The organism is Pseudomonas poae (assembly GCA_028869255.1).
GTDB classification, from domain to species: domain Bacteria; phylum Pseudomonadota; class Gammaproteobacteria; order Pseudomonadales; family Pseudomonadaceae; genus Aquipseudomonas; species Aquipseudomonas poae_C.
Genome location: CP110972.1, coordinates 2708150 through 2727998 on the forward strand (window position 1 = coordinate 2708150; position 19849 = coordinate 2727998).

Genomic DNA, 19849 nt, shown 5'->3' on the forward strand with positions numbered 1-19849 from the left:
GGAGACACCCCGATGCCCATTGCGAATGCAGCGCCCGCGACCACGGTCGCCGACCCCGTCAACACGCTCTACCACAAGATCACCTGGAAGCTGATTCCGTTCCTGTGTTTCTGCTACCTGGCCGCCTACCTCGACCGCATCAACATCGGCTTCGCCAAGCTGCAGATGCTCGACCAGCTGCATTTCAGCGAGACCGCGTTCGGCCTCGGCGCCGGCTTGTTCTTTGTCGGTTATATCCTCTTTGAAGTACCCAGCAACCTGGTGCTGGAACGGGTCGGCGCGAAGATCTGGATCGCCCGCATCATGATCACCTGGGGCCTGCTCTCGGCCTGCACCATGCTGGTCACCTCCACCACTCAGTTCTACATCCTGCGCTTTTTGCTTGGCGCCGCCGAGGCGGGCTTTTTGCCGGGCGTGCTGTATTACCTGACCACCTGGTTCCCGACCCATCGGCGCGGGCGCATCATTGCGCTGTTCATGATCGGCCTGCCGCTGTCCAGTGTGATCGGCGGCCCGTTGTCCGGCTGGATCATGGGCCACTTCGACCATATGGGCGGCCTGCGCGGCTGGCAGTGGCTGTTCCTGATCGAAGCGGTGCCCAGCGTGTTGCTCGGCGTGCTGACCTTCTGGGCGCTGCCCAATACCTTCCAGCAGGCCAAATGGCTGTCGGACGACGAAAAGGCCCTGCTGGAAAGCGAACTGCGCAAGGACGAAGCCGGCGCCACCGCCAGCAAACACAGCTTTCGCGATGGTTTCTTCAACCTCAAAGTATGGATGCTCGGCGGTATCGATTTCTCGATCCTGCTCAGCGCCTATGCCATGGGTTTCTGGATGCCGACCTTTATCCGCAACGCCGGGGTCACCGACACCTTCCATATCGGCGTGCTCACCGCACTGCCGAGTGTCGCCGCGCTGCTCGGCATGCTGTTGATCGGCGCCAGTTCCGACAAACGCCGTGAACGCCGCTGGCACATCATCGTGCCGTTTTTTATCGGCGCAGCGGCAATGGCTACCAGCACCTTCTTTACCCATAACGTGGCGGCTACCGTGGCGCTGTTTGCGATAGCCTCGGCCGCGATCATCGGCGCGGTGCCGGTGTTTTTCAGCCTGCCGGCGACCTTTCTCAAGGGCACTGCAGCAGCCACCGGGTTCGCCCTGGCCTGTTCGCTGGCGAATATCGCGGGGCTGGTCAGTAACTCGTTGATGGGGGTTGCGATCGACGTCACCGGCAGCAGCGCGGGTGCCTTGTGGTTTTTCGCCGGCTGCCTGATCCTCAGCAGCTTCCTGGTCATCGCCTTGCCGGCGAAACTGGTGAACCGTTAACAACAACAATTTCTGCGGATGAATCACCATGCACGTTTTTTTCAAAAGCTGCGCGCTGCTGGTCGCGGTCGGCCTGTGTGCCGGCACCGCGCAGGCGGCGGACAAGGTCATTTTCGACACCGATTTCAACGTGCTCAACGATGACGGCCAAGCCTTTATCATGCTCGCCCAGTTGCACGCGCAAAAACGCATCGACCTGCTGGGCATGACCCTGGTCAGCGGTAACGCCAGGGTCGACCAGGAACAGGTCGACGCCCTCAAGGCAGTGGAACGCATGGGCGTAGAGAAAGAAATCGGCGTCTACTCGGGCGCCGCCTACCCGCTGCTGCATGACTACGCCACCTATGAGGCAGAAAAAGCCCTGTTCGGCTCGGGCTGGCCGGGGGCATTCAAGCACCCGCGCCCGACGTCGGCGGCGCAGTTGGTCGCGCCACCGGATGGCCTGGCCACTCACACCCAACTGCGCAAGGAGACCGCCGCGCAATTTATCGTCGACAGCGTACGCGCCAACCCGCACCAGGTGACCATTCTTGCCGTCGGCCCGCTCACCAACGTCGCCCTGGCGATCCGCTCCGCACCGGATATCGTGCCGCTGATCAAGCGCATCGTGTACATGGGCGGCGCCCTGGAGATCCCGGGCAACACCACGCCGGCGGCGGAATTCAACTGGTGGTTCGACCCGGAGGCCGCGAAGATCGTATTGCGCTCGCCGATCGAACACGTGATTTTCCCGAATGACGTGTGCGAGAAAGTCACCTTCGACAAAGCGGTGTACCAGCGGGTGATTGCACAAAAAGGCGCGATTGCCGATTTGTACAAACATGAGTTCGGGCCGCGGTTCGACAAAGACCCGAGCTACCACAGCTTCACCTGGGACAGCCTGCCGGCGCTGTACCTGGTCCGCCCAGAGATCGTCACCGAATCCCGCGAATTGTGGGTGGATGTGGACGCGACCTTCGGCGCCGACTACGGCCGCGCACTGGGTTACAAGCAAGACGCACCAGTGGGTACGCAAAAGGCCACGGTGGTGTTCGGCGTCGACCAGCAGAAATTCTGGGACGGCTACGTCAACCTCGTGACGCTGCCGACGCCGGTCAAGCACTGATCAGTGAATCGCTCCCACGCACTGTGGGAGCGATCACTTAGCCCGCTACCGCAAACCCGCGCTGCAGATCTTCGATCAGCGCCGCCACATCCTCCAGGCCGATATGCAGGCGCACCACCGGGTTCAGCTCGCGATCCACCGCGCTTTCACGGTCGCGGGTATCGGCCACGGTGACCAGGCTTTCGTAGCCGCCCCACGAAGCGCCCAGCCCGAACAGCTGTAAACCATCAATAAAGCGCTCGACATAACCCGGATCGGCATACGCCAGCTCAAACGACAACAAACCATTGCTGCCGCTGAAGTCCCGACGCCACAGCGCATGGCCGGGGTGCTCGGGCAATGCCGGGTGGAACACGCGCTTGACCTGAGGCTGCGCCTGCAACCATTGGGCAATGTCCAGCGCCTGGCGCTCATGCACATCCAGGCGTGAGGCCAGGGTGCGTGCGCCGCGCAGGATCAGGTAGGCATCGTCGGCACTCACCGCATTGCCGAAGGTGTCGCTCATTTTGCCCAGCGCCGGCCAGACCGCCTCGGTGGTGCACACGCTGCCCATCATCACGTCGCTGTGGCCGCCCAGGTATTTGGTCAGGGCCATGATCGAGATATCCGCCCCCAATGCCAGCGGCCGGTACAGATAGCCCGAGCCCCAGGTGTTATCGACCGCCAGCAGGATATTGCGCGGTTTGCACAACGCCGCAAGCGCCGGCAGGTCGCACAGCTCATACAGCAGCGAACCGGGCACTTCGGCATAGACCAGCTTGGTGTTGGCTTGCAGTTGCGCTTCCAGGCACTTTGCATCCGGCGCAAAGTAGCTGACCTCGATGCCGAACGGCTGCAAAAACTCGCGAGCCAGTTTGCGCACCGGCGAATACACCGCATCGGTGATCAGCACATGGTCGCCGGGGCGCAGGTAGGCCAGAAACACCTGCGCCGCAGCCGCCAGCCCCGTGCCATAGAGCCGCGTGCGATAGCCGCCCTCAAGCTCGCTGACCAGGTCTTCCAAGGCGTGGGAGGTCGGGTTGCCGCGTGCGCCGTAGGTCAGCACGCGCTCACTGTCGCGACGGGCACGCGCGTCACGCATCTGCGCCAGGTTGTCGAACAGCACCGTGCTCAAGCGCGTAATCGGCACATTGACCGCACGGCCGCCGTGGCCCTTTTCGGTGCGGGCGGCGTGGATCAAGCGGGTGCGCACGCGTGACGGCGGCGCCAGCGGCTTGAGGCTGGCGATTTCTGCGGCGCTCATCTGTGCCAACAGGCCAATTTCCCAGGCCAGGTACTGGCGCGCCGCATCCTTGTTGCCGCTGTGGCGGTCGTGGGTGAAAAACAGGAAGTCGATGCACTCTGCATCGGCTGGGGTGTGCGGGTCTTCGCAAACCGGCAGGCCCGCGTCGGCCCAGGCGTTGAGACCACCGTCGAGCAATCGGGCCGGCAGCCCCTCGGCGGCAAATGCGGCCAGCGCAGGGTCATCCGCCACCAGCACCAACGGGCGGTGATCGGCCTTCAACAGCGAGCGAATCGACCACTGCGAGCCGGCAATATGCCCCTTGCGGTACACCATGCTCGGGCGCAGGTCGATCAGGTTTACATCGTTCAATTCCAGCGCCAACGCCTGAGCACTGATCAACGGCAAGGGCTCGTAGGCCACCGGCTGCAGCACCGACAACGCCAGGCCACTGGCGATGCCGCCACGCAATACATAGGCCTCATGTCCCAACTGACGCAGCCAACTGGCGACAATCGGCGCACGCACGCCATCGCTGTCCACCAGCACAATGCGCGCCTGGCGCACGCCGATATACAGGTCGGTGGACTGGATCAACTGCCCGCCCGGCGTATGTTGCGCGCCGGGCAAACTGCCGAGGGCAAATTCCTCGGCGGTGCGCACATCACACAGGAACAGGCTGCGCTGCGCGTCATCCGCCCATTGGCGAACCTGATCCGCAGACACCTCAACCACCCCTGCCCGCTCCGCCAGTTGCCGTGCAGCCTGACGCTGCCGGGTCAGGTCACTGCTGACCGGCTCGGCATACCGCCGCGTGCTGCCGTGCTCCAGTTGCAAATCTTCCAGGTACCAGCCCTGGGTGCCGTTTTCCAAGGCGAAGATCGGGTTCTTCAGGCCCAGGTTGATCAGGGTTTGCGCGCCGATAATGCTGCGGGTGCGCCCGGCGCAGTTGACCACGATCGGTGTGCGCTCGTCCGGCACCAGGTCATGCACGCGGTAGCCCAGCTCACCATTCGGGCAGCAGATGGAACCGGGAATGGTCATCTTGCGGTACTCCTCGAACGGCCGACCGTCGAGCACCACCAGCGGCTCGCCACGTGCCTGCCACTCAGCCAATTGCCGGGCGGTGACGTGGGGCGTATGGCTGGCCTCCTCGACCAGTTCACCAAACGCCTTGGACGGCACATGCACACCGGCAAACAGCTGCAAACCTGCGGCCTGCCAGCCATCGGCGCCACCTTCCAGCACCTGCACACGGGTGTAGCCCAATGCGTGCAAACGTGCCGCCGTACGCGCCGCCACTGCACCGCCATTCTGGTCGTAGATCACCAGGCGCACCTGCGGGTTGGGCGCCAGCCGGCGTACCTCCAGCTCCAGGCGGCTATAGGGCAGGTTCACCCCATGGAACAGGTGGGCTTCGCCGTATTGCCCGTGCTCGCGCACGTCGAACACGGCGATTTCCTGCCCGTCGAACAGCCATTGCTGCAGTTGACTTGGGGTGATGGTCTGGCTCATGGAAGTCCCAACAAAGTAAGAAAAGAGTTACTGCAACGCCAACGAACGCTCGCCCGGTGCTACTTCGCGACCCTTGGCATAGGCACGCTGCACCGCCGGCCGCGCTTTGATGCGCAAGCGCCAGGCCTGGATATGCGGGTAGTCCGTCAAGGCCTGGCCCTGACGCAACGGCTGGATCCACGGGAAGATCGCCATATCGGCCACCGAGTATTCACCGGCCACAAACGGCACTTCGCCCAGGCGCTGTTCCAGCACGCGATACAGGCGCGTGGCTTCGGCATTCAGCAGGTCGAGGGCGAATGGAATCGGCTCCGGCGCCTTCTCCTTGAACACCTGCAGCTGGCTCAAGTACGGGGTGATATGCCCGACTTGCCAGAACAGCCACTCCTGCACCTTTTGCCGCTCGGCAGTGCCGGCCGGCGGCAGGAATTGCCCGGCGCCGTCGGCCAGGTAATTCAGGATCGCACCGGACTCGAACAGGCTCAGCGGGGTGTCGGGGCGATGGTCGACAATCGCCGGAATCCGCGCATTGGCGCTGATGCGCTGGAAGCTCGCTTGCTGCTGCTCACCTTCGCGGATATTCACCGGCAGCAGGCGGTATTCAAGCCCAAGCTCTTCGAGCAGGATGCCGACTTTCAGGCCGTTGCCCGTAGGCCAGTAATACAGGTCAATCATAAAAACCTCTGGATGAACGCGGTCAACAGGTGGGAGCTGGCTTGCCTGCGATAGCGGCAGTACAGGCAGCCATGATGTGACTGACAGACCGCCATCGCAGGCAAGCCAGCTCCCACATTGCAAAGGTGTTGTGTCAGGCATAGGCCTTAATCGACGGCGCCATGTGCGAGGCGTTGTAGTTGAGGATGCGCCCGTCGGCTTCCACGCCGTAACGGCCATTCAGCGATTCAAGCGGCAAGCCGTAGAGGTGGAAATGCAGGGTCGCCTGCTCGCCTTCAACCTTGATGCCGTGCAGGTCTTCGCCGAGAAACGAAATCGAGGTGCCTGGCTGCACGATCACTTCTTTTTCCAGGCTCAGGGTGGTGAAGCCCGGCTCGCGGCCTTCATCGCTGCGTGCATACACGTAGTTGATTTCCTGGCCTTCGACCGCGCTGATGATCGCCCAGGTTTCGTGGTTGTGCGCGATTGTGCTTTTACCCGGCAACAGCGAGTTGAGGTACAGGGTCGGGGTGTCGCCGTCGTCATTCAGGCGATAGCGGAACGCAGTGCTGCCCTGCCCCGGTACAGGCGCGGGGAATGCGTCGAAGTTGAACAGGTCGCGACGTTCGGCCAGTTGCTCGAGCAAGCCGACGATTTCCACCAGCGCCGCACGGTCTACGCCGCGCTGGTTGATGACGCGGATCTGCTGCAAAAACGTTTCGATAACGGCGGCACGGCTTTCGATACTCATCACGAATTTCCTCTTATCAGACAGACAGGCTGTAACGGCTCAAATTGGTCAACAGGTACGGGTCATGGGCGATAGGGCCGCGGCGCCCCGAATCGCCCAGGGCATGGCGCAAGAACGACTGGGTGCGTTCGCTGGCCGGGTTCTGGAAGATCTGCGCGGCGCTGCCATGCTCCACAATCACGCCGTTTTCGGTGAAGTACACGACATCGCTGATCTCTTCGGCGAAACGCATTTCATGGGTGACCAGCACACAGGTCATGCCCTCTTCGGTCAGCTCGCGGATCACCGTCAGCACTTCGCCAACGGTTTCCGGGTCGAGCGCTGAGGTCACTTCATCGAACAGAATCAACTCCGGGCGCATCGCCAGGGCACGCGCAATCGCCACGCGTTGCTGCTGGCCGCCGGACAGTTGGCCAGGATAGGCATCGGCCTTGTGTTCCATGCGCACTTTGGCCAACAGTGCCCGGGCGTCTTTTTCCGCCTCGGCGCGGTTGCGCCCCAGCACCTTGCGTGGGGCGATCACCAGGTTTTCCAGCACCGACAAGTGCGGGAACAGGTTGTATTGCTGGAACACAAACCCCACACGCTTACGCAGTTCAATGCGCTGGGCTTCCTGGGCCAGGGTGTCGACCTGGGTCTGGCCCACGCGAATGCTGCCGCGCTGGGGCTGCAACAGCCCGGTGATGCAGCGCAGGATCGTGGATTTGCCCGAGCCCGACGGGCCGATGATCGACACCGCCTGGCCGCGCAGCACATCGAGGTCGATGCCCTTGAGCACCGGGTTGGTGCCGAACGACAGGTGCACATCCCGCAGGCTCACCAGGGGTTCAATAGAAGGCATAACGGCGCTCCAGGTGTTGGGTGAGACGGGAAATCGGGTAGCAGTAAGCAAAGAACAGCACCAGCAGGCTCAGGTAGATCACCACGGTGAAGCCGGTCAGGTTCACGGTGTTGCTGGCGATCTGCGCGGTGTCGATCACGTCATGCACGCCCACCAGGGAGGCCAGCGCGGTGCCCATGGTGACCACTGCGTAGAGGTTCATCCACGGCGGCAACATGCGCTTGAAGCACTGCGGCAGGATGATCGAACGGAATAATTGGCCCCGGGTAAACGCCAGCGAACGCGCCGCCTCCCATTGGGTGCTGGGGATCGAGCCGATGGCGCCCCGGAAGATCTCCGCCACGTTCGCGCTGGCCGGCAAGGCCAGGCCGATCGTGACCTTGACCCAGTCCGGAAACGCCACATAGCTGTTGCCGATCTGGATCTCGAACGGGAACACGTAGGTGGTGAAATAAATCAGCACCAGCCACGGCGCATTGCGAAACACCTGCACCCACAGCCGCGCCACCACGCCCAGCGGCGATAACGCCAGTGCGCCGATCAACAGTCCCAGCACCGAGCCGATGGCAATCGCCAACAGGCTGATCAGGATGTTCTGGCCAAAACCGGCCACCAGTGCCGGCGACCATTGCAGCAACGCCGACAACACCGGGAATGAATCAATGTCCATAGCCAGGCATCCTCAGGCGCGCTTCCAGCCAGCGCCCCACACAATTGACGATAAAACTCAGCAAGCCGAAAAAGCTCAGGATCAGGATCATCAGTTCCAGCACGTTGTCGCTTTGCGTCCAGATCATGATCGCGGCGTAGGTGATATCCCCTACGGCAATCGCGGAAGCCACGGCGGTCATCTTCACCAGATCGATCAGGTTATTGATCAGCGAGGGCAAGGCAAAACGCAGCGCCAGCGGCAACTGCACATTCCACAGCAATTGACGGCTGCTGAACGCCAGGGAGCTGGCGGCTTCCAGCGTCACGGCGGGCACCGCTTCGATCCCGGCGCGCAACGCCTCGGCATGGAACGCGCCCTTGTGCAGGGAAATCACGATCACCACCCAGGCAAACGGCGTAAGCGGGTTGGCCGCGCCGACGGCTTGGGTCAGCAGCATGTTCAACACCAGGAACGCGCAGTACAGCTGCACCAGCGTCGGGGTATTGCGCGTGACCTCCACAAACACCCGGGCCGGCCTGGCCAGCCAGGGGTTGCCCGAGGTCAGCATCGCCGCCAGGGTGATCCCCGCCAGCAGACTGCCGATGATGGTGAACAGGCACAGCAGGCCGGTGGTCAATGCGCCCTGGACCAGGCTGCCGCGCTGGTAGGCATCCAGCAGGAAGTTGTAGTTCAGGCCAAAACCGGCGGCCCAGTGCACGAACGCCTCCATCATCGCAACTTCCCACAGGCTGCCGCGATACGCCGTCCGGCCTCTGCGACGCTGGCGGTCGCGGTGGCAATCGACAGGCGAAACCACGGCGACAGCCCGTAGGCACTGCCCGCCACGCCGGCCACGCCCTCCTCCAGCAGCCAGGCGACCACATCCGCATCGCTGTCGATGCGCTGGCCGTCCGGGCGCACACGCCCCAGCAGCCCGGCGCAGCGCACAAAAACGAAGAAGCCGCCCTGGGGTTCAAGGACGTCCAGGCCGTCGACGCTTTTCAGCGCCGCAACCAACCTATCGCGCCGCAGTTGATAAGCCGCCACCTGCTCCGCCAAAAATCCCAACCCGCCGGTATACGCCGCCAACGCTGCGGCCTGGCCCACCGATGAGGCGCCGGAGGTGGATTGCGACTGCACCACGGCCATTGCATCGGTCAGGGTGCTCGGCCCCGCGCCAAAGCCGATGCGCCAGCCGGTCATGGCGTAGGTCTTGGACACGCCGCCCACCAGCAGGCAACGCGCTTGCAGGTCCGGCGCAACGTTCAGCAGGCTCTGGGCCGGACGGCCGTCGAAGCGGATGTGTTCGTACAGCTCATCCAGCAGGATCAGCACCTGCGGATGGCGGCGCAGCACCTCGGCCAGCGCGCCCAGTTCGGCTGCGCTGTACACCGCGCCACTGGGGTTGCCCGGACCATTGAGGATCAGCCAGCGCGTACGCTCGGTGATGTGTTGATCCAACTGCGCCGGCAGCAACTTGCAGCCCTGCGCCAGCTCGCACTCGATAAACACCGGTTCGCCGCCATTGAAGCGCACGCTGTCGGGAAATGACGGCCAGTACGGCGTCGGCACCAGCACTTGATCACCGTCGTCCAGAGTGGCGGCGAAGGCATTGAAGATAATCTGCTTGGCGCCATTGGCAATCACAATCGAGGCCAGTGGATAGTCCAGCTGATTTTCCTCGGCCAGCTTGCGCTGCACTGCAACCCGCAAGGCTTTTACACCGGGGGTCGGCGTGTACTTGGTCACACCGGCGGCAATCGCCGCGTAAGCCGCATGCTTGATGTGCTGCGGGGTGTCGAAATCCGGCTCGCCGGTGGTGAGATCAAGAATATCGCGACCGGCATCACGCAACTCGGTGGCGCGGGATTTGGCCGCAGCATTGGCCGACAGCGACACCCGCTGCACGCGCTGGGACAGGCGAACAGTCATGGCTGCACCTCAAGGACTCTGCCGGGGTTGAGCAGATTGTGCGGGTCCAGCGCCTGCTTGATGCGGCGCATCAGGTCCAGCTCTACCGGGCTTTTATAACGCGCAAGCATGCCGACCTTGCGCTGGCCGATGCCATGCTCGGCACTGATCGAACCGCCATGGGCGTGGGCGCTGTCATGCACCAGTACGCTCAGCTCGGCGTACTGGGCCATGTGCGCGTCGACTGTCGAATCCAGCGGATGGGCCACGTTGTAATGCAGGTTGCCGTCGCCCAGGTGGCCGAAGGTGAAGTTACGCACGCCGGGGAAATGCTGCTGGAGCAGCGCATCGGTGTGCGCGACAAACGCCACCACCTGGGAAATCGGCACCGAGATATCGTGCTTCATATTGCGCCCGGCGCGCTTTTGCGCCTCGCTCATGTTCTCGCGCAGCAACCACAGTGCCTCGCTTTGCGCCAAGCTCTCGGCGATCAGTGCGTCAGCGATCAAGGCCTGCTCGAAGGCTTCGCCGAGTACGTGCTCGAAAGCCTCACGCGCATGGCGTTCACCGTGATTGTCGGAGAGTTCGATCAGCGCAAACCAGGGTTGGCTGGCAGCCTTGAACGGCTGCGGGCCGTCCGGAAACTGATCGCGCAGCAAGGCCAGGCAATCGGCGCTGAGCAATTCGAAAGCCGTCAAACTGGCGCCAAAACCGGCGCGGGCGTGGGACAAAAACGCCACCGCCTGGGCCAGCTCATCAAAGGCCAACAGCGCTGTAGCCTGGGCCTTGGGCAACGGAAACAGCTTCAAGGTGGCAGCGGTGATAATCCCCAGCGTGCCCTCACTGCCGATGTACAGATCGCGCAGGTCGTAGCCGCTGTTGTCCTTGCGCAAACCGCGCAGGCCGTGCCAGATCTCGCCTTCGGCGGTCACCACTTCCAGGCCGAGGGTCAGCTCGCGGGTGTTGCCGTAACGCAAAACAGCAGTGCCGCCGGCATTGGTGCCCAGGTTGCCGCCAATCGTGCAACTGCCCTGCGCGCCCAGGCTCAGCGGGAACAGGCGATCAGCCTCTCGCGCCACTTCCTGAATGTGCTGCAGGATGCAGCCGGCTTCCACGGTCAGGGTGTCGTTGTCGGTATCGATGTTGCGTATGCGGTTCATGCGGTCGAGCAACAGCAACACCGAGCGCCCACTGGCATCCGGCGTAGCGCCCGCCATCAGGCCGGTGTTGCCGCCCTGCACCACGATTGGCGCCTTCAGTGCCACGCAGGCGCGCACCACCGCCGCCACTTCTTCAGTGTTGGCAGGGTGTACGACCGCAATCACCCGCCCGGTGTAGCGGCCCTGCTTGTCGGTGAGGCGGTGCGCCGCCTCCTCGCTGGTGTGTACATGGGCCGCGCCGAGCAGTTGTTGCAAGGTGGCGAACAACGCATCACTCATGGCTGTATTGCTCATGCAGATCGCGCAGGGCTTGGGAGGGCGCCATGCCGGTGCGCTCACCGAGCGCGATCAGGAAACCGCTTTTATGCCACTCGCGCACAATCGCATCGAGCCTGGCCTGGGTGTCGTGTTCGCCCTTGCGGATCCAGATCACCGATTTCGACGGGATCAGGTCGCCCGGCAACGGAATTTCATACCCGGCCCATTCGGCATCACTGAGCAAGGCATGCATGGTCGGGCTGACGTGTACCGCCGCCATGCAGCCATTGCCGCGCAGCGACAGCAACGATTCGGACTGGCTGCGGAACGCCTTGATCTGCGCGCCGTAGGTCTCCTGCAGCGGTTTGATAAAGTTGCTGCCCTGGGACACGCACACCGGCTTGTCCTTGAGGTCGGCCCACTGGGTGATGCCCGCGCCCTTGCGAATCAAGGCCGCGCCGCCGACTTCTTCATACGGCGTAGGCACGTAGTCGAGGATCTCGGCGCGCTCTTCGGTGAACTGCATATTGGCGATCAGCACATCGACCTTGCCCTGTTGCAGGAACTGCACGCGATTGGGCGCCAGCACCGAGACCGTCTTGGTCTCGACCCCCAGCGCCTGGCCGATGCCCTTGGCCAACTCGACGTTGTAGCCCAGGTGCTCGCCGGTCTTGGGGTCAATAGTGCCGAACGGCGGGCCGCTGAGGATTACGCCGACGCTGATGGCGTGGCGTTGCTGGATCTTGTCGAGGGTCGCGTCAGCCTGGGCGAAGCCGGCGCACAGGGTCAGGCCAAGTGCGGCGAGGGTTTTCAGCTGCATGCTCAGGCGCCCTTGAACTGTTGTTGCAATTCGACCAACGCGGGCGATGCCGGGCTGATGCGGTTGCGGGTCTGGGCTTCGATCAGCCAGCCGCTGCGGTGCAGCTCCTTGACGATCGGGTCGAGTTTGGCCTGAGTGTCGCTTTCGCCGCGACGGGTCCAGATCACCGACGGTGCCGGGTTGAGTTCCGGGCGGATCACGCGGTAGTCCTTCCATTCGGCGCTGTCGTTGAGCAGCGGGTTGATCAGGGTAGAGTCGTGTACCGCCGCCACGCAGTTGTTGCCACGCAGGGCCAACAGGGATTCGGAGGAGCTTTTGAACGCCTTGATCTGCGCGCCGAACTCGGTCAACGGCTTAACGTAGCTGCTGCCCTGGGAGGTGCATACCGGCTGGTCCTTGAGGTCTTCCCAGCGCGCGATCTTGCTGTCCTTGAGCACAGCCGCAGCGCCGCCGATGCGGTAGAACGGGGTCGGCACAAAGCCGAGAATCTCACCGCGCTCGGCGGTCCACTCCATGTTCGCAATCAGCAGGTCGACCTTGCCTTGCTGCAGGAACTGCACGCGGTTGGCCGGTAACACCGGCACCAGCTGCACCTGGGCCTGGAGTTGACGCCCCAGCTCGTTGGCCAGGTCCACGTTCAAGCCCTTGGGCTGCTGCGTGGCCGGGTCGATACTGCCGAACGGCCCACCGGACAACAACACGCCGACCACCAGCACATGGCGCTGCTCGATCTTGTCCAGGGTCGCATCGGCCTGCGCCGCCACACTGCCGCCCAGGGCGATCATCGACCCCAGGGCCACCGGCAACCATTTCTTGAACATCATTGGACTTCCCCCTGGCGAATGATCGGCGTACCCCGACCTGATGGAGGGGCATGCTAGGGAGAGTACGGGGGCAACGGAAATGCAAATATCTCATATCGTTATAACTTGCCGTATCAGCACGACCTTATGTTTAGGCATAACCCCTGATTTGCTGGCCCGCACAAAAAACACCTTCAGAAAAACATAAATATCTGTAATGTTTAACTTCACACCCTTGATATAAAACCGCCCCTGGAAATGGCCATGTCGACCCTCGACCTTGAACTCCTGCGCACCTTTATCGCCGTGGTCGACCACCACAGCTTCGCCGAAGCCGGCACGCACCTGGCACGCACCCAGTCGTCTGTGACCCAGCATATGCAACGTCTGGAGCAGCAAGTGGGGGTCAGCCTGTTCGAAAAACGCGGCCGGCAAAAACAGCTGACCGAGCCCGGCATGCAGCTGCTGCGGCATGCCCGCCAGATGCTATCGCTGAATGATGACGCCTTGAATTCCCTGCGTGAGAGCAGCCTGAGCGGCGTGTTGCGCATCGGTTCGCCCCACGATATCGCCGACACTATCCTGCCGCCGATCCTCAGCCATATCGCCCGCTCCGCGCCGCGCCTGCGCCTGGAGATAGACGTAGGGCGCAGCCCGTTCCTGATGGATGACCTGCACCGCGGCAAGGTCGACATGGTGATTTCCACCCGCTCCGATCCACACCTGGAAGGCTTTGCGCTACGTACATCGCCGGTGTGGTGGATCTGTTCGGCGCAGTACATCCACTCGCCGAGCGAGCCGCTGCCGCTGATCCTGGTGGATGAACCGAGCATCTACCGGCGCTATGCGCTGGAGGCGCTGGAGCGGGCAAATATTCCCTGGCGCCAGGCGTACCTGGCGTCGAACCTGATCGGCATCAAGGCCGCCACCCGTGCAGGCTTGGGCGTGACGCCGCGCAGCATGGAAATGCTCGGGCCGGACATGCGCGTGCTGGGCGAGACGGATGGCTTGCCGCGCCTGCCCGAAGTCACCTATTACCTGTGGATCCGGCCGAATACGGCGAACCCGATTGCGCGCAAGGCGTATGACTTGATTCGCGCCAGCCAGGGTTTGTGAGGCCGTACTGGGCGGGTGTACCGCCCTTAAGCCTAAACCCTACTCCCGCAATCGCTCCCCGGCATTCACGCAACAACCGGCCAGGCTCTTGAATCACGGCACGTAAACGTCTTTAGCTGATCAATCGATCAAGACTTGGCAAGCCAAAAATCGCCTGAACCTCTTATGACCAAAAATACGGATTAAGGGTTGTCCTTATACTGACATCATTACGCCATCGCTATCATCCGCCGAACTGACACCCTGCAATGGAAGCTGGAGATGCGAATTTACCTTGGGGCCTGGTTCGGCCTGGCATTGGCGGCCATCGGGTGGGTTGCGCCCGTCCACCTGTTAACCCCTGCGGGGCTGTTGCTCAGCGGTCTCGCCCTGCTCGCCTTGCGCCCTTTAAAAACCGTCGACACCGCCAGCGCCACGCCGATTGCGATCGAGCCCTCAGCCACCCAGGCAAACACCCGCGACTGGCAGCTGATCGAGGTGGTTGCCCCCAGCTGGCGCGACAGCCTGGGGCACACCCGCGCACTGCTGCAAAGCAATATCGGCGAATTATTCCAGCGCTTTCACAATATCGCCCAGCGCCTCGAACAGAGCCTGAACAACTCCAGTGATGTACTCGGCAACGGCGGCGTCGGCGAAAGCCTGCGCGATGCCAACGAGCGGCTGCACCAGGTCACTCAATCCTTTCGCGACAGCAGCCGGCGCCAGCATGCCTTGCTCGACACCATCAGCCACCTGGACGATTACGCCAGCCAGTTGCAGCACATGGCCAGGCGGGTGCAGGAAATTGCCAAGCAGACCAACTTGCTGGCGCTGAACGCCGCAATCGAAGCCGCGCGGGCCGGCGAATATGGCCGGGGCTTCTCGGTCGTCGCCGATGAAGTGCGCAAGCTTTCCACTCTGTCCGCCGAGACCGGCCTGGCGATGGACGAGAAAGTCAGCGAGATCACCCACGCGATCCAGACCACCATCGCGGCGGCAACCGAACTGGGCGCCAGCGAACAAAGCAACCTGGATTTCCTCAACCAGTCGGTGAGCGGTGTGATGAGCCGTCTGGGCGATAACCTCAACCAGCTGTCCGACGCCTCCCACGCACTGCAGCACGATGCCCGCGAAACCCAACACGACATCCAGGCCATCATGGTCAGCCTGCAGTTCCAGGACCGCACCGACCAAATGCTCGAACACGTCCAGACCGACCTGCAGCACCTGCTCGACGCCATCGTCGCCAACCACCCGAGCCTGCACGACGCCCCTGCGTGGCTGGACCGTTTACGTCAGCGCTTTACCACTGATGAAGAACGCCATGGCCAGCCCAAAACCCTATCCAGCGCCGACGTCACGTTTTTCTGAGGCGGCGACTTTCCAGGTAATTTCACTTTCGAGGGAGCCGAACATGGCCAAGACCATTCTGATCGTCGATGACTCGCAGTCCATGCGCCAACTGGTAAAAATGACCCTGACCGGTGCCGGCCACCAAGTACTTGAAGCCTGCGACGGCCGCGATGCGCTGAACAAGCTGACCGGGCAAAAGATCAACTTGATCATCAGCGACGTGAACATGCCGAACCTCGACGGCATCGGGCTGGTCAAGGCGGTCAAGGCGCGCAACGAATACCGCTTCACGCCGATCATCATGCTCACCACCGAAAGCGAGCAGTCAAAAAAAGCCGAAGGCCAGGCGGCGGGCGCCAGGGCCTGGATCGTCAAGCCGTTCCAGCCGCAGAACCTGCTGGCCGCCGTCGAAAAGTTGATGGGCTGAGCCCATGTTCACCCTCACCCCTTCCGCTTTCGGCGGCCCGACGCGCCTGCGTATCGACGGTGACCTGAGCATTTACCAGGCCAGCGCTGTGCGTGATGCCTTTGTCGCGCTGTTGCCGCTGCACGCCGATGCCTGGCAGCTCGACCTTGGCTGCATCGACGATTTCGACAGCGCAGGCCTGCAGCTGCTGCTGGTGATACAGCGCACGCTGTGCCAGGGCGGCAGCCCGGTGACGGTGGTCGACGCCGCCCCGGCGGTGCGCGAAACCATCGCATTGCTGCGCCTGGAATCACTGTTTCCCAACGCACGGATCGAGGACTGAACAATGCTCAGTGGCGAACAGTGGACCCAACTGCTCCAGGGCTTTCTGAGCGAAGGGCGGGACTTGCTCAAGGATGCCGAAGACCACCTGCTGCAATTGGAAAGCGCACCCGCTGACAGCGACGCGGTGAATGGCCTGTTCCGTGCCGTGCACACGCTGAAGGGCTCGGCGGGGATTTTTTCGCTGACGCCCCTGGTCAACCTGACGCATCACCTCGAGAGCCTGCTGATGCAAGTGCGCGACGGCCAGCGCACACTCAACGAAGACCTCACCTCCTTGATGCTGCGGTGCATGGACGAGCTTCGGGTGATGCTTGAAGCCGTCGACCCCGACACCGGCGAGCTGCACACCGACCTGGCCCAGCAAGCCTTGTTGCTCGAAGCGCTGGCCCTGGCACGCGGCGTGAACCAAAACCCGCCGTGCGTCGACACACCGCCGGACGCGCCCGCCCTCAGTGCTGAAGCGCAGTTGTGGCAGATCTCCATCGACTTCAGCGAAGCCTTGCTGCGTAACGGTTTCGACCCGGCGGCCTTCTTGCGCTACCTCAAGCGCCTGGGCGAAATCATCACCCTGCAGACCCGTACCGAGCGCTTGCCAGGCCTGGACACCTTCGACCCCGAAGCCTGTTACCTGGGGTTTGCCCTGACCCTGCGCAGCGCCGCGAGCCGGCAGGAGATCGTCGATGTCTTCGAGTTTATACTCGACTTCTGCACCCTCACCGTAGAACCCCTTACCGAGGCTGCGCCAAGCCTGAGCGTGTCAGCGGAAAAACCTGTGGTGGCCCGCGAGCACCGCCCCCAAGACACCAGCCTGGTCAAGGTCGCGGCGCACAAGCTCGATGAGCTGATCAACCTGGTCGGCGAGCTGGTCATCAGCACCGCGGGCGCACAGATGCAGGCCAAACGCACGGGCGACAACGCCTGCATCGAAAGCGCACTAGCGGTGCATCAGCACGTGGAGCACATTCGTGAAAGCGCGTTGAAACTGCGCATGGTCGAGGTCGGTGACACGTTCAACCGTTTCCACCGCGTGGTCCGCGATGTGAGCAAGCAACTGGACAAGCACATCCAGTTGAGCATCCAGGGCGGCGACACCGAACTGGACAAGTCGGTGATCGACAAGATCGCCGACCCGCTCACGCACCTGGTGCGCAACGCCATCGACCATGGCATCGAGTCAGCCGCTGAACGCCTCGCGCTCGGCAAACCCGCCGAGGGCAACCTGCAGCTCAACGCGTACCACGACTCGGGCATGATCGTACTGGAAATCAGCGACGACGGCCGTGGGCTCAATACCGCACGCATTCGTGAAAAAGCCGTAGGCAAAGGCATGATCGAGGCCGACGCGGCGCTGAGCGACCCGGCGATTCATTTGCTGATTTTCGAAGCCGGTTTTTCCACCGCCGAACAGGTCTCCGACCTCTCCGGGCGCGGCGTGGGCATGGACGTGGTGCGCAGCGCCATCGAGCAACTGCGCGGCAGCATCGAGATCGAATCGCAGCAAGGCGCGGGCTGCACGTTCCGGATTCGCCTGCCGCTGACCCTGGCCATCATCGACGGTTTCCATGTGGGCGTTGGCCAGGACAGCTTTGTTATCCCGCTGGACATGGTCACCGAATGCATGGAGGCCAGCGACGCGTTGCTCAGCAACCCTTGCGGCTACCTCAACCTGCGCGGCACGCCGTTGCCGTGCATTGCCCTCGACAAGCACTTCGGGCTGCCCGCCAGCACGGCCCGGCGGCGCAATATCGTGGTGGTCAGCCAGGGCCGGCAACAAGCCGGGCTGATTGTCGACCACTTGCTCGGTGAGCTGCAAACCGTGATCAAACCGCTCGGCCAGATGTTCCGCCACCTGCGCGGCATCAGCGGCTCGACCATCCTGGGCTCCGGGCAGGTGGCGCTGATACTGGATGTGCCCAGCCTGTTCCGCCAGCTACAGGCCCCGGCCGAGACCGACGCCCCCCTTTTAGAACCCCTTGCCTAGCCTTTTCAGGAGAAACCGCATGCAATTTGTTCGCAACATGAAGATAGGCATCCGACTCACCGCCGGTTTTCTGGTGGTCGTCGCGTTGACCGCGATCATCGGGTTTATCGGCATCCGCAACCTGGAACAGGTCAATAGCCTGTCCGACCGCATGTACGAGCTGGATGTGACGGGCTTGAGCACCCTGCAAGAAGCCAATATCCAGCTGATCGTGGCCGGCCGCTCGATGCGCCAAAGCCTGCTGTCGACCAACCACGCGGCGCGCGAACAGGCGGCGAACCAGGCCAAAGCGGCCCTGGACAGAACCCGCACGTTAATCAGCAAGGCACGCGCCAGCTTTATCACCCCGGAAGGCCTGGCCCAGGTCGACCAGTTGGAAACCCCGCTCAAGGACTATGAAAACCTGGTGCACCAGGTGCTGACCCTGCACCAGCAGTCCAGCCAGTTGCAGGAGGCCAGCGACGTCACCGAGTTGCTGCCTAAAGCAGTGGTCAGCGGCGAGCAGATCGACCGTCTGATCGGCGAAGTCAGTCGCAACAAGCAGGAGCGCGCCAAAGAAGCCAACCAGCAAATCTCCGAAATCGCCGACCGCTCGCGCCTGCAAATGATCGCGCTGGTCATCGCCGCCACCTTGCTCGGCGTGGTGATTGGCGCGCTGGTGACCCGCAGCATCACCAAGCCGTTGAACGGCGCCGTGGCCGCTGCCAATCGTATGGCCGCCGGGGATTTGAGCCAGGACTTGCCGATCAACAGCCGCGATGAAACCGGCCAGTTGCTCGCCGCCATGCAAAACATGACCGAGCGCCTGCGCAGCATTCTGGGAGACGTTCGCAGCTCGGCCGACTCACTCTCGTCGGCCTCCGAACAAGTCAGCTCCACGTCGCAGTCGCTGAGCCAGGCCGCCAATGAACAAGCCGCCAGCGTCGAGCAAACCAGCGCCTCGGTCGAGGAAATGTCGGCGTCTATCGCACAGAACACCGAAAGCGCAAAAATCACCGACGGTATTGCCGGTAAAGCCGCCAACGACGCGGTGCAAGGCGGCGGCGCGGTCAGCGATACGGTGCTGGCCATGAAGCAAATCGCCGACAAGATCAGCATCATCGACGACATTGCCTACCAGACCAATCTGCTCGCCCTCAACGCCGCCATCGAAGCGGCCCGAGCCGGCGAACACGGCAAAGGCTTCGCAGTGGTTGCCGCCGAAGTGCGCAAACTGGCCGAGCGCAGCCAGGTCGCGGCACAGGAGATTGGCCAGGTCGCGTCCAGCAGTGTGCACCTGGCCGAACAGGCCGGTCGCCTGCTCAACGAGATTGTGCCGAATATCCAGAAAACCTCAGACCTGGTGCAGGAAATCACCGCCGCCTCGCAAGAACAAAGCGGCGCCGCCGGGCAGATCAACATTGCCATGGGCCAGATGAACCAGATCACCCAGCAAAACGCCGCAGCGTCGGAAGAGCTGGCCGCCACCGCCGAAGAAATGAACGCCCAGGCCGGGCAATTGCAGGAGTTGATCGGCTTCTTTCGGTTCGAGCAGGACACTCCACCGCTCAAGCGCAGCCAGCCGCGCAGCCAGGACAATTACCCCAGCGCCTCGCAAAGCTGGTCCAAGGGCAGGACGACGGCCGATGAAAGCCAGTTCGTCAGTTTCAGTTGA

Annotated in this window: 18 protein-coding genes; 8 read left to right on the plus strand and 10 right to left on the minus strand. The window is 62.8% G+C overall.

What is annotated here, in order from left to right; translation table 11 throughout:
* Window positions 1-12: 12 nt before the first annotated feature.
* Together LRS56_12375 and LRS56_12380 are read left to right on the plus strand one after the other, a co-directional pair.
* Window positions 13-1323: an MFS transporter gene (locus LRS56_12375; protein ID WDU65172.1), complete on the plus strand. Its 1311-nt coding sequence runs from the start codon at window positions 13-15 to the stop codon at window positions 1321-1323.
* A gap of 28 nt (window positions 1324-1351) precedes the next feature.
* Complete coding sequence (locus LRS56_12380; protein ID WDU65173.1) at window positions 1352-2428, plus strand: nucleoside hydrolase; 1077 nt, start codon at window positions 1352-1354, stop codon at window positions 2426-2428.
* 37 nt (window positions 2429-2465) lie between these two features.
* Here the strand turns inward: LRS56_12380 and metC are convergent, their stop codons facing one another.
* From metC to LRS56_12430, 10 genes are all read right to left on the minus strand, one after another.
* Window positions 2466-5165 (minus strand): cystathionine beta-lyase, encoded by a 2700-nt coding sequence (gene metC / locus LRS56_12385; protein WDU65174.1) that lies wholly within the window; start codon window positions 5163-5165, stop codon window positions 2466-2468.
* A 27-nt stretch (window positions 5166-5192) separates the two neighbouring features.
* The gene (locus tag LRS56_12390; GenBank protein WDU65175.1) at window positions 5193-5840 is read right to left on the minus strand and encodes a glutathione S-transferase N-terminal domain-containing protein; all 648 of its coding nucleotides are present in this window, start codon (window positions 5838-5840) and stop codon (window positions 5193-5195) included.
* A 133-nt stretch (window positions 5841-5973) separates the two neighbouring features.
* Entirely contained in the window at window positions 5974-6570 is a 597-nt protein-coding gene (locus LRS56_12395; protein WDU65176.1) for a cysteine dioxygenase, read from the minus strand.
* 16 nt (window positions 6571-6586) lie between these two features.
* Complete coding sequence (locus tag LRS56_12400) at window positions 6587-7411, minus strand: amino acid ABC transporter ATP-binding protein (GenBank protein ID WDU65177.1); 825 nt, start codon at window positions 7409-7411, stop codon at window positions 6587-6589.
* Window positions 7398-8081 (minus strand): amino acid ABC transporter permease, encoded by a 684-nt coding sequence (locus LRS56_12405; protein WDU65178.1) that lies wholly within the window; start codon window positions 8079-8081, stop codon window positions 7398-7400. Before LRS56_12405 ends, LRS56_12400 begins: the two co-directional genes overlap by 14 nt.
* Entirely contained in the window at window positions 8071-8796 is a 726-nt protein-coding gene (locus LRS56_12410; protein WDU65179.1) for an amino acid ABC transporter permease, read from the minus strand. The genes LRS56_12405 and LRS56_12410 overlap by 11 nt, the downstream gene beginning before the upstream one ends.
* Window positions 8793-9995, minus strand: a complete 1203-nt coding sequence (locus tag LRS56_12415; GenBank protein ID WDU65180.1) for an aminotransferase class I/II-fold pyridoxal phosphate-dependent enzyme — start codon at window positions 9993-9995, stop codon at window positions 8793-8795. Before LRS56_12415 ends, LRS56_12410 begins: the two co-directional genes overlap by 4 nt.
* A complete protein-coding gene (locus LRS56_12420; protein ID WDU65181.1) occupies window positions 9992-11413 on the minus strand; it encodes an FAD-binding oxidoreductase in 1422 nt (473 codons plus the stop codon). Before LRS56_12420 ends, LRS56_12415 begins: the two co-directional genes overlap by 4 nt.
* A complete protein-coding gene (locus tag LRS56_12425; protein ID WDU65182.1) occupies window positions 11406-12212 on the minus strand; it encodes a transporter substrate-binding domain-containing protein in 807 nt (268 codons plus the stop codon). Before LRS56_12425 ends, LRS56_12420 begins: the two co-directional genes overlap by 8 nt.
* A 2-nt stretch (window positions 12213-12214) precedes the next feature.
* Window positions 12215-13036, minus strand: coding sequence for a transporter substrate-binding domain-containing protein (locus LRS56_12430; GenBank protein ID WDU65183.1), 822 nt, complete (start codon window positions 13034-13036; stop codon window positions 12215-12217).
* Between the two features lie 237 nt (window positions 13037-13273).
* On the opposite strand from LRS56_12430, the gene LRS56_12435 reads away from it, so the two are divergent.
* The 6 genes from LRS56_12435 to LRS56_12460 all read left to right on the plus strand — a co-directional run bounded on the left by LRS56_12435 (window position 13274) and on the right by LRS56_12460 (window position 19849).
* On the plus strand, window positions 13274-14131 hold the full coding sequence (locus LRS56_12435) for a LysR substrate-binding domain-containing protein (protein WDU65184.1): 858 nt from the start codon (window positions 13274-13276) through the stop codon (window positions 14129-14131).
* A 261-nt stretch (window positions 14132-14392) separates the two neighbouring features.
* Window positions 14393-15481 carry a methyl-accepting chemotaxis protein gene (locus LRS56_12440; GenBank protein WDU65185.1) on the plus strand — a complete coding sequence of 363 codons (1089 nt, stop codon included), beginning with the start codon at window positions 14393-14395 and terminating at the stop codon, window positions 15479-15481.
* Window positions 15482-15524: 43 nt separating this feature from the next.
* Window positions 15525-15890 carry a response regulator gene (locus tag LRS56_12445; protein ID WDU65186.1) on the plus strand — a complete coding sequence of 122 codons (366 nt, stop codon included), beginning with the start codon at window positions 15525-15527 and terminating at the stop codon, window positions 15888-15890.
* Between the two features lie 4 nt (window positions 15891-15894).
* Window positions 15895-16212 (plus strand): STAS domain-containing protein, encoded by a 318-nt coding sequence (locus tag LRS56_12450; GenBank protein WDU65187.1) that lies wholly within the window; start codon window positions 15895-15897, stop codon window positions 16210-16212.
* A gap of 3 nt (window positions 16213-16215) precedes the next feature.
* Window positions 16216-18195 (plus strand): chemotaxis protein CheA, encoded by a 1980-nt coding sequence (locus tag LRS56_12455; protein ID WDU65188.1) that lies wholly within the window; start codon window positions 16216-16218, stop codon window positions 18193-18195.
* 19 nt (window positions 18196-18214) lie between these two features.
* Entirely contained in the window at window positions 18215-19849 is a 1635-nt protein-coding gene (locus tag LRS56_12460) for a methyl-accepting chemotaxis protein (GenBank protein ID WDU65189.1), read from the plus strand.

Bases quoted from the DNA above. Each gene is read 5' to 3' on its own strand.
- LRS56_12375 (WDU65172.1), top strand. From the start codon at position 13: ATGCCCATTGCGAATGCAGCGCCCGCGACCACGGTCGCCGACCCCGTC.
- LRS56_12380 (WDU65173.1), top strand. From the start codon at position 1,352: ATGCACGTTTTTTTCAAAAGCTGCGCGCTGCTGGTCGCGGTCGGCCTG.
- metC (WDU65174.1), bottom strand. From the start codon at position 5,165: ATGAGCCAGACCATCACCCCAAGTCAACTGCAGCAATGGCTGTTCGAC.
- LRS56_12390 (WDU65175.1), bottom strand. From the start codon at position 5,840: ATGATTGACCTGTATTACTGGCCTACGGGCAACGGCCTGAAAGTCGGC.
- LRS56_12395 (WDU65176.1), bottom strand. From the start codon at position 6,570: ATGAGTATCGAAAGCCGTGCCGCCGTTATCGAAACGTTTTTGCAGCAG.
- LRS56_12400 (WDU65177.1), bottom strand. From the start codon at position 7,411: ATGCCTTCTATTGAACCCCTGGTGAGCCTGCGGGATGTGCACCTGTCG.
- LRS56_12405 (WDU65178.1), bottom strand. From the start codon at position 8,081: ATGGACATTGATTCATTCCCGGTGTTGTCGGCGTTGCTGCAATGGTCG.
- LRS56_12410 (WDU65179.1), bottom strand. From the start codon at position 8,796: ATGATGGAGGCGTTCGTGCACTGGGCCGCCGGTTTTGGCCTGAACTAC.
- LRS56_12415 (WDU65180.1), bottom strand. From the start codon at position 9,995: ATGACTGTTCGCCTGTCCCAGCGCGTGCAGCGGGTGTCGCTGTCGGCC.
- LRS56_12420 (WDU65181.1), bottom strand. From the start codon at position 11,413: ATGAGTGATGCGTTGTTCGCCACCTTGCAACAACTGCTCGGCGCGGCC.
- LRS56_12425 (WDU65182.1), bottom strand. From the start codon at position 12,212: ATGCAGCTGAAAACCCTCGCCGCACTTGGCCTGACCCTGTGCGCCGGC.
- LRS56_12430 (WDU65183.1), bottom strand. From the start codon at position 13,036: ATGATGTTCAAGAAATGGTTGCCGGTGGCCCTGGGGTCGATGATCGCC.
- LRS56_12435 (WDU65184.1), top strand. From the start codon at position 13,274: ATGGCCATGTCGACCCTCGACCTTGAACTCCTGCGCACCTTTATCGCC.
- LRS56_12440 (WDU65185.1), top strand. From the start codon at position 14,393: ATGCGAATTTACCTTGGGGCCTGGTTCGGCCTGGCATTGGCGGCCATC.
- LRS56_12445 (WDU65186.1), top strand. From the start codon at position 15,525: ATGGCCAAGACCATTCTGATCGTCGATGACTCGCAGTCCATGCGCCAA.
- LRS56_12450 (WDU65187.1), top strand. From the start codon at position 15,895: ATGTTCACCCTCACCCCTTCCGCTTTCGGCGGCCCGACGCGCCTGCGT.
- LRS56_12455 (WDU65188.1), top strand. From the start codon at position 16,216: ATGCTCAGTGGCGAACAGTGGACCCAACTGCTCCAGGGCTTTCTGAGC.
- LRS56_12460 (WDU65189.1), top strand. From the start codon at position 18,215: ATGCAATTTGTTCGCAACATGAAGATAGGCATCCGACTCACCGCCGGT.